15 protein-coding genes are annotated in these 14011 nt (G+C 64.0%); 8 read left to right on the forward strand and 7 right to left on the reverse strand.

The window, feature by feature from the left end; translation table 11 throughout:
• Window positions 1-12: 12 nt before the first annotated feature.
• The 4 genes from ABFO07_RS26115 to ABFO07_RS26130 all read left to right on the forward strand — a co-directional run bounded on the left by ABFO07_RS26115 (window position 13) and on the right by ABFO07_RS26130 (window position 4641).
• Complete coding sequence (locus tag ABFO07_RS26115) at window positions 13-444, forward strand: MarR family winged helix-turn-helix transcriptional regulator (protein WP_059884421.1); 432 nt, start codon at window positions 13-15, stop codon at window positions 442-444.
• A 64-nt stretch (window positions 445-508) separates the two neighbouring features.
• Complete coding sequence (locus tag ABFO07_RS26120) at window positions 509-1600, forward strand: HlyD family secretion protein (RefSeq protein WP_059810598.1); 1092 nt, start codon at window positions 509-511, stop codon at window positions 1598-1600.
• A 19-nt stretch (window positions 1601-1619) separates the two neighbouring features.
• On the forward strand, window positions 1620-3194 hold the full coding sequence (locus ABFO07_RS26125; RefSeq protein ID WP_059892431.1) for a DHA2 family efflux MFS transporter permease subunit: 1575 nt from the start codon (window positions 1620-1622) through the stop codon (window positions 3192-3194).
• A gap of 10 nt (window positions 3195-3204) precedes the next feature.
• Window positions 3205-4641, forward strand: a complete 1437-nt coding sequence (locus ABFO07_RS26130; protein ID WP_347468814.1) for an efflux transporter outer membrane subunit — start codon at window positions 3205-3207, stop codon at window positions 4639-4641.
• Window positions 4642-5499: 858 nt separating this feature from the next.
• Here ABFO07_RS26130 and ABFO07_RS26135 read toward each other — a convergent pair.
• Complete coding sequence (locus ABFO07_RS26135) at window positions 5500-6747, reverse strand: dicarboxylate/amino acid:cation symporter (protein WP_059996701.1); 1248 nt, start codon at window positions 6745-6747, stop codon at window positions 5500-5502.
• The gene (locus tag ABFO07_RS26140; protein WP_059563279.1) at window positions 6740-7393 is read right to left on the reverse strand and encodes a GntR family transcriptional regulator; all 654 of its coding nucleotides are present in this window, start codon (window positions 7391-7393) and stop codon (window positions 6740-6742) included. The genes ABFO07_RS26135 and ABFO07_RS26140 overlap by 8 nt, the downstream gene beginning before the upstream one ends.
• A gap of 225 nt (window positions 7394-7618) precedes the next feature.
• Here ABFO07_RS26140 and ABFO07_RS26145 point away from each other — a divergent pair, with 225 nt between their 5' ends.
• Window positions 7619-8008, forward strand: a complete 390-nt coding sequence (locus ABFO07_RS26145) for a GNAT family N-acetyltransferase (RefSeq protein ID WP_081067665.1) — start codon at window positions 7619-7621, stop codon at window positions 8006-8008.
• A gap of 18 nt (window positions 8009-8026) precedes the next feature.
• On the opposite strand, the gene yfcF is transcribed toward ABFO07_RS26145, so the two are convergent.
• The 4 genes from yfcF to ABFO07_RS26165 all read right to left on the reverse strand — a co-directional run bounded on the left by yfcF (window position 8027) and on the right by ABFO07_RS26165 (window position 11606).
• Complete coding sequence (gene yfcF, locus ABFO07_RS26150; RefSeq protein ID WP_059563280.1) at window positions 8027-8602, reverse strand: glutathione transferase; 576 nt, start codon at window positions 8600-8602, stop codon at window positions 8027-8029.
• Window positions 8603-8740: 138 nt separating this feature from the next.
• Window positions 8741-9172: a TIGR02594 family protein gene (locus ABFO07_RS26155; RefSeq protein WP_081063024.1), complete on the reverse strand. Its 432-nt coding sequence runs from the start codon at window positions 9170-9172 to the stop codon at window positions 8741-8743.
• A gap of 398 nt (window positions 9173-9570) precedes the next feature.
• Window positions 9571-9792, reverse strand: a complete 222-nt coding sequence (locus ABFO07_RS26160) for a type I addiction module toxin, SymE family (RefSeq protein WP_063894167.1) — start codon at window positions 9790-9792, stop codon at window positions 9571-9573.
• Between the two features lie 890 nt (window positions 9793-10682).
• Window positions 10683-11606 (reverse strand): recombination-associated protein RdgC, encoded by a 924-nt coding sequence (locus tag ABFO07_RS26165; RefSeq protein WP_059563282.1) that lies wholly within the window; start codon window positions 11604-11606, stop codon window positions 10683-10685.
• A 184-nt stretch (window positions 11607-11790) separates the two neighbouring features.
• On the opposite strand from ABFO07_RS26165, the gene ABFO07_RS26170 reads away from it, so the two are divergent.
• The 3 genes from ABFO07_RS26170 to ABFO07_RS26180 all read left to right on the forward strand — a co-directional run bounded on the left by ABFO07_RS26170 (window position 11791) and on the right by ABFO07_RS26180 (window position 13310).
• Window positions 11791-12279, forward strand: a complete 489-nt coding sequence (locus tag ABFO07_RS26170; protein WP_124490870.1) for a hypothetical protein — start codon at window positions 11791-11793, stop codon at window positions 12277-12279.
• Between the two features lie 150 nt (window positions 12280-12429).
• Window positions 12430-12657 carry a hypothetical protein gene (locus tag ABFO07_RS26175; RefSeq protein WP_155631632.1) on the forward strand — a complete coding sequence of 76 codons (228 nt, stop codon included), beginning with the start codon at window positions 12430-12432 and terminating at the stop codon, window positions 12655-12657.
• A gap of 11 nt (window positions 12658-12668) precedes the next feature.
• Window positions 12669-13310 carry a hypothetical protein gene (locus ABFO07_RS26180; protein WP_155631634.1) on the forward strand — a complete coding sequence of 214 codons (642 nt, stop codon included), beginning with the start codon at window positions 12669-12671 and terminating at the stop codon, window positions 13308-13310.
• Window positions 13311-13665: 355 nt separating this feature from the next.
• Here the strand turns inward: ABFO07_RS26180 and ABFO07_RS26185 are convergent, their stop codons facing one another.
• Window positions 13666-13914, reverse strand: a complete 249-nt coding sequence (locus ABFO07_RS26185) for a hypothetical protein (protein ID WP_059563283.1) — start codon at window positions 13912-13914, stop codon at window positions 13666-13668.
• Between the last annotated feature and the right edge of the window lie 97 nt (window positions 13915-14011).

The following is a 14011-nucleotide window of genomic DNA, read 5'->3' on the forward strand; positions in this document are numbered from 1 at the left end:
TAACATGTGCACATGCACAAGTACACGCTCACCGATGACGACTGTTTCGCGGTCCGGCAGGCCGCCCGCCGGATCTCGCAATTCTACGAGCGTTACCTGTCGCACGCGGGCGTCACCGCATCGCAGTACAGCATCCTCGCGCTGCTGCGCGAGCGCCCGGGCCTGACGATGGCGGCGCTGTCGGCCGTGCTGGTGATCGAGCGCACCGCGCTGCTGCGCGCGCTCAAGCCGCTCGTCGGCGCGGCGCTCGTCGCGAGCTACCGTGAAGGCGAGCGGCGGCGGCAGACGTTCGCGCTGACCGGCGCAGGCGAAGCGAAGATCGCGCAGGCGCACGCGCACTGGCTCGAAGCGCAGGAGGCGTTCGAACGGCGCTTCGGGCCCGCGCAGGCGGCCCTGCTCAGAGACGAACTGTTCCGGATCACGCACAACATCCCGGAACGCTGACCCCATCCCCCGATCGGCGCGCCACGTCGGTCGTTTCAAACAGTGCATATACATAGGTGATTCGATGGATACGACGCAGACTCCTGTTACCCGCGACGCGGCACCTGCCGACACTGTCGCGCAGCAACGCCGGCGCGTGCCGTGGATGAAGGTCGCGGTGCTGGCCGTGATCGCGGTGGTCGCGTCGGCGGCGCTCTACTGGACTTTCGTGCTGCGCTTCGAGCAAAGCACCGACGATGCGTACGTGGGCGGCAACGTCACGGTGCTCGCGCCGAAGGTCAACGGCTTCGTCGACCAGATCCTCGTGACCGACAACCAGCGCGTGAAGGCCGGCGACGTGCTGGTGCAGCTCGATGCGCGCGACTACGACGCGAAGCTCGCGCAGGCGACGGCCGACGTCGACGGCGCGCGCGCCGCGGTGACCGAGCTCGAAGCGAAGCAGCAGTTGCAGCACGCGGTGATCGGCCAGCAGACCGCGGAAAAAAGCGCGTCGGCGGCCGAGCTGACCCGCGCCGCGTCCGACAAGTCGCGCTACCGCGAGCTCGTGAAATCCGACGCGGTGTCGAACCAGATCGTCGAACGCGCGGATGCCGACTATTCGAAGGCGAGCGCCGCGGTCGATCGCAGCGACGCCGCGCTGCTCGCCGCGAAACGTCAGCTCGACGTGCTCGGCGCGCAGCTCGCCGATGCCCGCGCGCGCGTCAACACCGCGCTTGCCGCGCAGCGGGTGGCGGCGCTCAACGTCGAATACACGACGATCCGCTCGCCGGTCGACGGCTACGTCGGCAACCGCACCGGCCGGGTCGGGATGCTCGCGAGCGTCGGCGTGCCGCTGCTCACGATCGTCCCCGCGTCGGGCCTGTGGATCGACGCGAACTTCAAGGAAGACCAGCTCAAGCACATGCGCGCGGGCGACCGCGTCGACGTGCGGCTCGACGCGTCGAGCGTGCGCCTGCACGGCAGCGTCGACAGCGTCGCGCCCGCGACCGGCGCGACCTTCAGCGTGCTGCCGCCGGAGAACGCGACCGGCAACTTCACGAAGATCGTGCAGCGCGTGCCGGTGCGCGTGCATCTCGACCCGCAGCCGGGCAGCGAGAACGTGCTGCGCCCGGGCCTGTCCGCGGTCGTGACCGTGCACACCGATCACGCGAACTGAGCCTCACGCGGAGCCCATCATGACCACAGGTTTTATCGGCAACCCGGCGTCGCAACCGATCAAGCAGCGCGTGATCGCGTTCGCGCTGATGTGCGTCGGCTTCTTCATGGCGACGCTCGACATCCAGATCGTCGCATCGTCGCTGCGCGACATCGGCGGCGGCTTGTCTGCCAGCCAGGACGAACTGTCGTGGGTGCAGACGGCCTACCTGATCCCCGAGATCCTCGTGATCCCGATGTCGGGCTGGCTGTCGAAGGTGCTGTCGACGCGCTGGCTGTTCGTCGCGTCCGCGGTCGGCTTCACGATCACCAGCATGCTGTGCGGCCTCGCGTGGGACATCAACTCGATGATCCTGTTTCGCGGGCTGCAGGGCGCGCTCGGCGCGGCGATGATCCCCACCGTGTTCACCACAGCGTTCGTGCTGTTTCCCGGCAAGCAGCGGCTCATCGCGTCGACCACGATCGGCGCGCTCGCGTCGCTCGCGCCGACGATCGGGCCGGTGATCGGCGGCTGGATCACCGACCAGTGGTCGTGGCACTGGCTGTTCTACCTGAACCTCGTGCCCGGCATCGCCGTCGCCGCGCTGGTGCCGCGCTACGTGCACATCGACGTGCCCGACCTGAGCCTGCTCAAGCGCGGCGACTACGTCGGCATCGGGCTGATGTCCGGTTTCCTCGGCTGCCTCGAATACGTGCTCGAGGAAGGCCCGCGCAAGAACTGGTTCGGCGATCACGCGATCGTGTTCTGCACGTGGATCTCCGCGATCTGCGGCTTCCTGTTCATCGTGCACGCGCTGACCGCGAAGGATCCGATCGTCGACCTGCGCGCACTCGCCGTGCGCAACTTCGGGATCGGCAGCCTGCTGTCGTTCGTGACCGGCATCGGCAGCTTCGTGACGGTGTTCCTGACGCCGCTGTTTCTCGCGCAGGTGCGCGGCTTCAATGCACTGCAGATCGGCATCGCGCTGCTGTCGATGGGCGTGGTCCAGTTGCTCGCGCTCGGCGCGTATGCGTTCGCGGCGCGCTTCGTCAGCATGCGGGTGCTGCTGGTGTTCGGGCTGATCTGCTTCGGCCTCGGCATCTACCTGTACACGCCGCTCACGCACGACTGGGGCTGGCGCGAACTGCTGCTGCCGCAGGCGCTGCGCGGCATCGGCCAGCAGTTCAGCGTGCCGCCGATCGTGACGATGGCGCTCGGCTCGCTGCCGCAGTCGCGCCTGAAATCCGCGAGCGGCCTGTTCAACCTGATGCGCAACCTCGGCGGCGCGATCGGCATCGCGGTAAGCGCGACGATGCTCAACGACCGGCTGAACTTCCATTACCTGCGCCTGAACGAGCACGTGACGGCCGGCCAGCCGCAGATCGCGGCGCTGCTCGACCAGCAGGCCGCGCACTGGACGGCGGTGGCCGGCAATACGCTGAACACCGCGCAGGCGAGCCTCGCGAACCTGCACCGGCTCGTCTATCGCGAAGCGCTCACGTTGACCTACGCGGATGCGTTCTACGCGCTCGCGATGTGTTTCGTCGTGGCGCTGGTCGCGGTGCTGTTTTCCAAACCCATTTCGTTGAGCGCGCCGCCGCCGGACGCGCACTGAGGTGATCACCATGAAGAAGCTTCTCGTCGCCCTCGCCGTCAGCGCGCTCGCCGCCGGCTGCGCGGTGCAGCCCGCGCAGCATCCCGCGCTGCACGAATCGGTCGAATCGCTCGCGCCGCACGCGTGGGACACGGACGTGCCGCGCGCCGACGTCGACGCCGCCGCGTGGTGGGCGCAGTTCCACGATCCCGCGCTCGACCAGTTGATCGCCACCGTGCTCGACGGCAATCTCGACCTGCAGGCGGCCACCGAACGCGTGAAGCAGGCGCAGGCGCTGACCGTGCAGAAGCGCGCGGTGCTGCTGCCCGAGCTCGACGCGAGCGCGCATGCGTCCGCCGCGCGCCAGAACATACCGCCGCCGCTCGGCTACGTGAAGCAGGCCGGCGCAGGGCTCGTGCTCAGCTGGTCGCCCGACGTGTTCGGCGGCGAACGGCTCGACCTGCTCGCAGCGCAGGCCGAACTCGTCGGGCAGAAGCATGCGGAAGACGCGATGCGGCTCGCGCTGGCCGCCGACACGGCATCCGCGTATGTCGATCTGCGCTGGGCGCAGCAGGAGCTGCGGATCCTGCAGGACAACGCAACGATCCGGCAGCGCGCGCTCGACCTGACGCGCAAGCGGCAGGCGTTCGGGCTGTCGACGGAACTCGACGTCACGCGCGCGCAGAACCAGCTCGATGCGCTCGAAGCGCGCATTCCGCCGACGCAGGCGCAGATCGCGCACCAGCTCAACCTGATCGCGGTGTATTCGGGGCGCACGCCGGAATCGGTCGACCGTCTCGTGCTCGCGCAGGCCGGCGACATTCCCGCGCCGCCCGGCGGCACGCCGCGCACGCTGCCGTCGCAGGCGCTGCTGCGCCGCCCCGACGTGCTGGCCGCGTATGCGCGCGTCGAGCAGCGCGCGGCGCAGGTCGGCGTCGCGAAGGCGGAACGCTATCCGAAGTTCTCGCTGAACCTCACGGACGGTATCCTCGCCGCGTCCTACCTCGGCCTGCCGACGCTCACCGACAACCTGTTCAGCGCCGCGCTGAGCGCGACGAGCCCGATCTTCAACGCCGGACGCATCACCGCCGACATCGCGCAGAGCGAAAGCCGGATGCGCGAATCGGAACTCGGCCTGCGGCAGACGATGCTGCAGGCGCTGCGCGAAGTGGAGGACGCGCGCGCGAACCTCGTCGGCACGACGGCGGCGACGCAGCGCCTCGACAGCGCGCTCGCCGCGTCGGACAAGGCGCTCGGTCTCGCGAACAAGCTCTACAAGGGCGGTGCGACGGATTTCCTCGACGTGCTGTCGGCGCAGGAGGTGTACCTGCGCGATTCGGATGCGCTCAACCAGGTGCGCCGCGAGCATGCGCTGTCTGCGGTGGCGCTGTACCGGTCGCTGGGTGGCGGGTGGAGCCGGCATGACGCGGCCGATGGCGGGAACGCAGACGCCGTGGCGGCGAATTGATGGACGATGTGGATCGCGTGCGCGTTCGACGAGCGCGCCGCCGTCACGCAAGTTCGTGTCGGCGACGCGCCGCGACCGTGATCGCGCGCGTCGCGCCGCGCGTGGGCTACCCGAGGTCGACCGGCGGATCGTCGGCGTCGCGTGCGTCCGGCTCCGGACGCACACGCCGCGACTTGCGCGCTTGCGCCGGCATGCCGGCGCGTGGCTTGGCCCCGTCGAGCGGCGCGCTTGCGGCCGGGCTGGCCGACAGCGGCGCCACCGCGCTCGATGGGATCGGTATAAAAGACGCGCGCTGCGCCCGAGGAGACGAAGCGCGCGGTGAAGCCACCTGACGAATCCGAGGCGCTAACAACCATGTATACGCCGTCAGGCGGGACACGGGACCGGAAGTCCGTGCCGAGTGAGAACCGATTGAGCTTTCGAAAGACGGGTGCCGCGCAGTGGATCCGGCATGCAGGCGCGCGGCGAGCGCCCACCCGCGCATGCGCGTCGACACGGTGTGCACGATCCGGGCGCCCACGCAAACGTTCGCATCGGCATCAAAACCGACGATGCGCGCGGGTCGAATGATTGGCGGCAGTCGACAGGCCATCGCCGGACCACTGCATGTCCGACGCAGCCGATGTTGCCGTAGAATACGGGCAGCCATGGACGGTCTCTCAAAAGCTTCCGATGGTCAGGCCGGTGCCGGTGCTCGCAACACCGCCATCGGCCGATTCATTTCCGGCCGCCACCTGCGCTCGCAACACACGCGACGGCCGTCTGTCCTTCTTCAGGATCCTTCCTCGTTCAAGCGTCCGGTGCCGATGCGAAGCGCCATACGCTGGCGCTTCTTCGCACGACACCGACGCCCGAACGTCATGCATGCTGCTGGTTCGACTGCGGGATCCCTGCGTCGTCCTGCGCATGTTCCGGGCCCGCGAGCTTGACCGCGACTGCCGCGGCCGTGGTGCTCGCATACACGTTCAGCGCCGTGCGGCCCATGTCGAAGAACGCGTCGACACCGAGGATCAGCAGCACGGCATCCGCGGGCAGGCCGATCGACGTGAGCACCACGGTGATCGCGACGATCGCGCCGGACGGCACGTTGGCCGCGCCGTCGATCGTGACGATCGTGAGGATCGCCACCGTCAGCACGATCGGCCAGGTCCACACGATGTGATACGCGTCGCCGAGGTAGCCGACCGCGAGCGCCGTATAGAGCACCGCGCCGTCGCGATTGAAGATGTACGCAAGCGGCAGGATGGTCGATGCGACGCCGCGCGGCACGCCCATCTCGGTCAGCTTCTTCAGGTGCAGCGGAAACGTGATCTCGGACGAACGCGTCGTGAACGCGAGGATCAGCGGTTCGCGCACCTTGCGCAGCACCGCGAGCGGCGACTGGCCCGACACCTTGATGATCGTCGTCAGGATCACCGCGAGGATCGCCATGCCGAGATACGCGACACCGAGCAGCTTGAGCAGCGGATGCAGCGCCGCGAAGCCCTTGGTCGCGAACAGCAGCGCGAGCGCCGAGAAGATCGCCAGCGGCGACCACGCGATCACCCATTCGACCAGCTTGAACAGCGCGGCCAGCAGCGCCTCGAAAACTGCGATCGCAGGTTCAGCGCGATCCGGAACCGCAGACAGTGCGGACCCGAGCAGCAGGCCGAACACCAGCACCGGCAACGAGTTGCCCGCCGCGAGCGCCGCGACGATGTTGCTCGGGATCAGGTCGACGACGAACTGCATCCAGTCGATCGACGACGCGAGGTGCTGCGGCATCGAGCCCGTCTGCGCCATGCTCGCGCCGAGGCCCGGACGGAACGCGAAGTTGAGCAGCAGCCCGAGCGCCGCCGCCAGCGCGGTCATCACGACGAAGAACGCGATGCTCAGGCCCGCGACGGAGCCGAGCCGGCCGCGCTGCTGCCGCGCGCGATAGACGCCGAGCGTCACCGACAGGAAGATCAGCGGCATCACGACCATCTTGATCGCATGCCCGAAAATGGCCGTGACAAAGCCGAGTTTCGCGCCCACGTCCGGCAGCCAGATACCGCATGCGCCGCCCAGCACGAGGCCGGTAAACATCTGAATCGGAAGCGAGATTTTCGAGGGAGTCTTATTCATGTTGTGCCCGTATTAATCTGATTCGCGCGGGTGTGCCGTCGACGATGTGATTCCACATATGCTGTCGAGCGAGTTCGCAATCCTTTTCGACGATCGCGTGATAAATCCGCAAATGCTCGATCGTGCCGCGGCGCACCGTCTCGGCGTCGCCCCGCGGCAATTCATTCAGCGCGAGGGTCTGTACCCGCAGTAATTCGTAGGCCGTCGAGATTCGCGGATTCCTCGCCGCGAGGAACAGTTCCTGGTGAAACACCCAGCCGATGCGCTGCTCGACCATGATGTCGCCCGTGTCCGCCTCGAGCAGCCGCTTCATCCTGTCCGCGGCCTCGCTGAGGCCGTCGGTCGCGCCGCCCCGCGCCGCGAGATAGGCTGCCGTACTCTCCAACGCCAGCCGCATTTCGAAGATTTCACGCAGATCGTCGTTGGTCGGCGACGTGACGAACGTGCCGCTCTTACCTACGACGGTGACGAGCCCCTCAGCCTCCAGCAGGTGCAGCGCGCTGCGCACCGGCATCTGCCCGAAACCCAGCTCGCCGGCAAGGCCCCGATGAGAAATCTTTTGTCCAGGCGTGAGTCTCCCGTCAAAGATTCGCGCGCGAATCTCCTCGTAAGCACTCTCGGCGTTGGTCAATGTTTTCCCCGTCATCTGCGATCACAGTTAAATGACTTGTTCGAAATGAAATCTGCGACTTCCGAAGATTATCTTCAAGCTTAAATTTCGACAACTGTATTTTGTGCTGGTGCTGTAAATTTCGTGTCTGCACTAAAACCAGTTCCAGAAATAATTGGAAAAACCATGACCCAAAATGGCGTGTTGTTTACGATTTCAGCGATACAGGCGGAACAGACGTATCCGCTTCGGGCCGAGGTTTTGCTCAAGAGAGACGAGGATGCATGCACGCTGCCGGGCGATCATGCGCCGACGACCATCCATCTGGCCGTCCAGGATCACGAGCGCATCGTCGCGATCGCGTCGCTGTGCGAGGATCGCCCGGAAGGCAGTGCGCCCGGGTTGCGCGCGTGGCGCCTGCGCGGGATGGCCGTGCATGCGTCCGCGCGGGGGCTCGGCTTCGGCCGCCTCCTCGTGCATTTGTGCCTGCGTCATGCGCAGGCGCGCGATGCCGAGCTGGTGTGGTGTACCGCGCGCGAATCCGCGCACGGTTTCTACGAGAAGCTGGGCTTCGCGGCCGACCCGCAGACGCTCACGATGTCCAGCCGGCCGGACCTCAATTTCTACCTGATGCGGCACAGCTTCGCTTGAGGCCGTGACGCGAATGCGTCACAGCGGCGGGCGCGCCAGCTTCACCCAGCGCTGCACCGACGGCCGTTCCCACTGCGCGCGCGCATAGTCCGCGAGACGCGTCGGCACCGGGTCGTCGTTCAACACGAGACGGTTCAGCATCACCGCGAGATCGACATCCGCGATGCACCAGTCGCCGAACAGGTTCGCCGCGCCCGGTGCGAGCAGCGCGTCGGCTGCCGCGAACAGCTTCTTTGCCGCCGCCTGCGCGAGGCCCGACAGCGGTTCGCGCGACGGCCCGTAGAACACCACCTCGGTCGAGCGTTCGGCGCGGATCGGCATCAGGTCGCTGCGCAGCCACGCCTGCACCTGCCGCGCCCGCGCGCGCTGTTGGCGGTCGGTGGGATACAGGCGCACGCCGGGGAACGTCTCGTCGAGATACTCGGTGATCGCCGACGATTCCGACAGCGCAAACCCGTCGTGGACGAGCGTCGGCACGCGTTGCGTCAGCGACGTCGCCGCGTAGTCCGGCGCGAAATGCGCGCGGTTGCCGAGGTCGACGGTGACGAGTTCAAACGGCAGCGACTTTTCCTGAAGGGCGACGTAGACGGACATCGCGTAGGGGCTTGTGTACTGCGCGTCCGCGTAAAGGCGGAGGTTCCCGGTTGGCACTGCACTCTCCTCGTTGATGATGGGCGAGCAGCAGTGTAGCAACGCGTGCGGCGGCGCGTGAGCGGGTACGGCGCGGGTGTGTCAGGCCGGCCAACGGTAGCCGAGCACGGTGTCGAGCGGGTACGCGAGCTCGCGCACTTCTTCGAGTTGATTGCCGCCCCACAGGTAGACGTGCTCGTCATCGTGACGGAGATAGAAGCCGACGTGCCCTTTCCAGCTCGCCGGATCGTCGCGCGTGAGCACGGCGATGCAGCCGTAAACCGGCCGCTCGAGCGCCCTGCCCCATTCGAGCCACGAACGCGCGAGCGCGGAACCCGTGCCGCGGAAACCCGCATGCGCCATGCACCAGTTCATGAAAGACGAACACCACGAAATCTTGTCGTCGTAGCCGACGAGGTTCGTGTGGTTGTTGTATTCGACGATGCGGGGGTTTGTGTCGCCTGTGGGGAAGCGGCGTACGCCGCGTTCGCTCAGCGCGACGGGCATCCAGGCTGGGTGGTGGTCGACGGTCATTTGCGGGACTTCGGGACGGCGGGTGGCGGTGGTGGGATCGTCGCTGATTCGTGTGGGGATGTCGAGGGGGCGAGGCGGTGGGGCTACGGTCGCTGTTGCGCTATGGGTTGTACTGGCGCGGCGTGGCGGGATGACGGTGCACATGCTCAACATAATGCGCGTGATTGTTTCGCGCAAACGTGACTCGTTGCACGCCGTTGCATCGTGCAACAACTAAATCAGAACCATGCGGATACTTAAATCGCGCGCTTTGGGGCCTCATTGAAATCAGCTTGTGCGCACGATTTCTGATACCTCCGCGTAACGAGGTGCAATTGCCCCACACGCGTCGAACTGGACGCGGCCGCAGCGGAGAACCTTGCACGCTAAGGGCCGCGAACCTCGCGGCCCCACGCCGCTTACATCGCCGTGATGATCAGCCTGCCCGGCTCGATCGTGATCCGCGCTCGTCGGCCCGGTACAAAACCAGCGTCGTTGATGATCCACATGCCGGCGATCTTGAAATACGGGAGAGTCGTCGACGGCCTGGACCCCATGTTTTTCGGGCGGCCCCAGAGTTCCTGAATCGTCACGAAACGTTCCGTGATTGGTGGGCGTGAATTATGATTCGGCTTAGCCATGGTCAACTCCTGCTTAGTTGGCTGCGGTTAGCGGGTCGTGAGTGTTGGTAGCACTTGCGGCCCGCGCTCGTTTACGGCGGTTTTTTGGTGGTGGGTGGTCCTCCTTTGTTAGTGGCTTGGTTCGTACGACAGATCAATGGAAGAACGTGGATTGCGCCGCATCTGTCACTCACGCGCGCCAGGGATTCGCGATCGCCATCGACTCAACATGACTTATTAGACCAGCGTTGATCGCCTGATGATCGATGTTCGGGCAAACGTTAGCCAATGGGTATAGGGAACCCGATCCAGTCAGCCGCCCGCAGGACACAGCGCGTGCAGGCAACGGATCGGCAATTTTGAACGAACAGAGATCTCGTTCATGTCGGACTCAATCAGGCCATGACGATTCGAAACAATCCCGCTATAGGATCGCAGCCATTCAACCTGCAGCAAAAAACCTCGTCGATCTACATTTCGACGTCGTGCACCGCTCGACCGAGTGCAAGAAATCACACTCAATATCCCGTACGACCTATTTTGGTGTGCAAATCTTAGCTCGCCATGCGCAATGCTTGGTGTCGTGGAAGTTCAAAACCAGCATCGTACGGCGCGAAGATTGGGATCAATGATCCCAGTCGTTCGGCCGGTGGCACCGGCTGATTCCAGCCAACCCCGAGCGAACATGCTCGGCAACTACCTCGGCCGAGTTGCTGCCCCTGACAGGTCGGCTCGGATGACCGGACCACTTTGTTATCAGACGTTGTCTCCTCTATGCCTCGACCGGCCGTACTGGGTCGCGAGCGCCCAGCCGCGCCCCGCCTCCAGGGCAGTGGCAGTCTTCTTCGAAATGTCGCGTCAACGCGAAGCCTCGCTGTCGCGGGGCAATGATCCTTGACAGCCGACGGGGTTCAGGCAGCTGCCGCCTGATGAATCGAGTCGTGCCGCTCGCCACCCAGGATATCGACAAGATCGGCAAACATCCGCCCCAATTCACCCGTCATCAGCGTGACATCCGAGTCGAAGCGTTCATCGTCGTTCTGCGCGGTGGGATCCGTCGCCTCCTTGATGACGTCGAGCGGCGTGACACGCTTGATCGTCAGCGACGGTGTCAGCACGAAGGAGATTCGATCATCCCAGGTCATCGCGAGGCGCATGCATTGTTTGCCGGCCTCGATGTGCCGGCGCATGTCGTTCGCTTCCAGCGCGTGGCCAACGTATCGCACCGTGGCACCGCCTTCGCCGCTCGAGCGCAACTCGGCGTCCTGGTCCACGGTGAATCCGCCCGGCGCCTCGCCGGACAGCAGCCAATCCGTCATCGCGGCGACCGGCGAAAGCGCTACCTGAACGCTGGCGAGCGGCAATTGAGGGATCGATTTGACGAGCAGGCCGCGAACGTCGTCGGCAAGCGCCTGTGCAGCCGCATCGATGACGAGCCAGCCGTTCGCCGTATCGATCCACACGCGGGTATCGCGGCGAATCGTGAACGCGCGCGGCAGCAGTTCGTCGGTAACCTGCTCCTTGAGTTCGCGCAGCTGTTTTCGTCCCACCTTGAAGCCCTGCTGCTCCTCGACTTCAAGCGCCCGGGCCTTGGTTACTTGATTGACGACCGACGCCGGGAGCAGCTTCTTTTCGGCACGAAACACCAGCAGCATTTGCCGGTTGATCGAATACACAAGCGCGCCGTCGTCACGCGGCGACGCCCATCCGAAACGCTGCATCTCGACGCTGGTGCCCGGCTGAAACGCGTAGGGCGCCAGCCATTCTTCCATCTGATCGGGGGTAACGGCCCAAGGTGCCGGGAGACGATGAAGCTGAAGATTCTTGAACCACATAGGAGGACGGGCAAAGCGCGTCATTCTATATGACGGCGACGTTTCCCGGCCATCAGCAGCCAGTCGACTCGACACGCAGGATCGATGACAATCGACTGCGTCTCGCAGCCCCGAGAGAACAAGGGACCATGATGAAATCTTTTGGCTTTCTCAGCGGCTTTCGCCGGCGGATGTCTGCGCACCCTTGCTAGCCGTATCCGTTGTGGAATTTAGCTATAGCCCGAATCTGACGATTACCCTTGAACTTGATGGTGCGCAAGGAAGGCTCGCCGATACCGGCCGAGGAATGCGGTTGACTCCAGACGTGGGCGATACGCTCTCACACGCAGAGCGAGCACTGACCAGCTTCTATCCATGTACGCCTTTCAGTTCGGAACTTGACGGAATACTTCGGAAATTGGTCTGGGGCGATCATGGTTCACCAGGTCCTTCGGTCGCCAACGTCGCCTGTCGGGCGTTCAAGTTCACCAGCATGAGGGACGGCGAGATCTGGTCGCAGAGTTACGTTCGCGGGAAACCGTCGGGTCCGGCCGAAATGCTCGGACAGACGGATATGAACGGTACTGTCATTGAGTTTCAAACCGCCGGGCCGATCGATCAGGTCATCGTGGCGACGCTGGTTGAAACACTGCGTTTTCGAGTACCAGGACTTTCGTTAGTTTTTCAAACGTGACGCTGGGGGCGGTGAACGGCCACAAGCGGACGCTCGACCAGGCGACTTCTCAGGACGAAGCCTTGGCTCCGAGCCACCGCATGGCCGATCCCGCCCGTTTCTTGACAGCACTCCCACCTTGTCTATCCTAATCTCAAGATCGAGAGCGCGATGATTATCCTATTGGTTACGTGGTTCTATTACAACCAAGCCCCGCAAAGCACGCATACGGCATTCAAGACCCAGGAAGCGTGCGAAGTCGCCCGCCAACAAATTCTCAATGATGCCAACCGCCTCGCAGCCAATCGTGAAGCGTCGATTCAGCAAGACGCACAGCGGGGGATGATTTCAAACCCAATCCCGGCCCCGACCGTCTCTGCTGTTTGTGTCCGCCAGTAGGAGTAGGCGTAATGAGTTCCGTGTCTCTTCCTTTAACCGCTGAGTGGGGACATCACCCCCCAGAAATCACGCCAGATGATCTAATCACTGCCGTGTCCGAGGCCGTTAAGGGCGCAGTCGGTAATTTCAGTGCGTTGCCCGATGGCCCTGAACCCTGTTCGGATGCTAAAGGATACTGCCGCGCCTCCGTCGAGATACCACTACCGAGGACGCTTGCCGATCAACTGATGAACGGTCCTACCGGCTATCGGGCGCATTACTCGATCAGCATTGACGCCGGTGAGCGATTCAACCGCAGCCTTGTCGAAGCCGTAGCGCCACTGATCATTGAGGCTAAGCACCTCTATAATTCTCAATTCGATTGGCAATTCTGCAGAAGGTCCCTGTTGGGTCGATTCAGCAAATTCTGGTACCCGAAGCAAGTCACCGACCCAAGTTCCAACGCCTATCTCCTAACGCTCAAGGAGGTGATCGTCCATACAAGGTGGGTGGACTATTGGGGCACGCGGCCGAAACCATACAAAGGACTGCTCGCTCCGGTCTCAGAGAACTCTTCTATCCTTTTTAACGGCACATTTGTGAGTGACGACGGGAGCGATTACGAGCAAAAGCCTAGCCGATCGCAGCAAATCTTCGAGTCCGGTTGGACTTAGATTTTGGGCAGCGCTCGCTTGGCATCTGGCACCAAGTAACCTACTCACACACCTGAGCCACCGTTTAACGCGGTCGTGAACGGCAGGTTTCCGCAAATGCAACAGACTGCTTTGGGTCGATAACACTCATCGACTGACAGTGACACCGGACATTCGCAACCGCCAAGAACGAATGTCCGGGATGCGCCTGTAGGCACCTAACCGACGTCGCTCGCTGACTGCCCACAAAGGCCTGCGGATTCAACCTGTCGATGCAACACACTTGAGGCTGCAAAGCAGCCAAGACCGTTGCCCCTTTCTTACCTGAAAGCCCACACCGATCCCCACTACGACCGGCCCGCAATCCGATCCCCCCTCACCCAAACGCCCCCCGCGTCAAATCCCTGTCGAACTCCACCGTCCAAGCCGTCCCATGCCCGACCCGATACCCTTTCTCCTTGAGCGTCGAGCAGCGAATAACGGTGACGTACCCAACCAGCGGATAGACCTCGTCAACAACCTCCGGCGCTACCGTCTCCTGAATCGTGAAGTCCGACTCGACCAAGTTATGCCTATGCAACACGGCGACAAAATCCGCCCTTTCGTCTGGAGCAATGATGGACATTTCGCGTTCCTCCCTACCGCACGATTGACGCTTTCAAGCTAGCACACGCGCATCGACGCTGCGGCGCGAAAATATGCACCATCCGGCCCGAAGTGCA

Source organism: Burkholderia stagnalis, assembly GCF_039848545.1.
Lineage (GTDB): Bacteria > Pseudomonadota > Gammaproteobacteria > Burkholderiales > Burkholderiaceae > Burkholderia > Burkholderia stagnalis.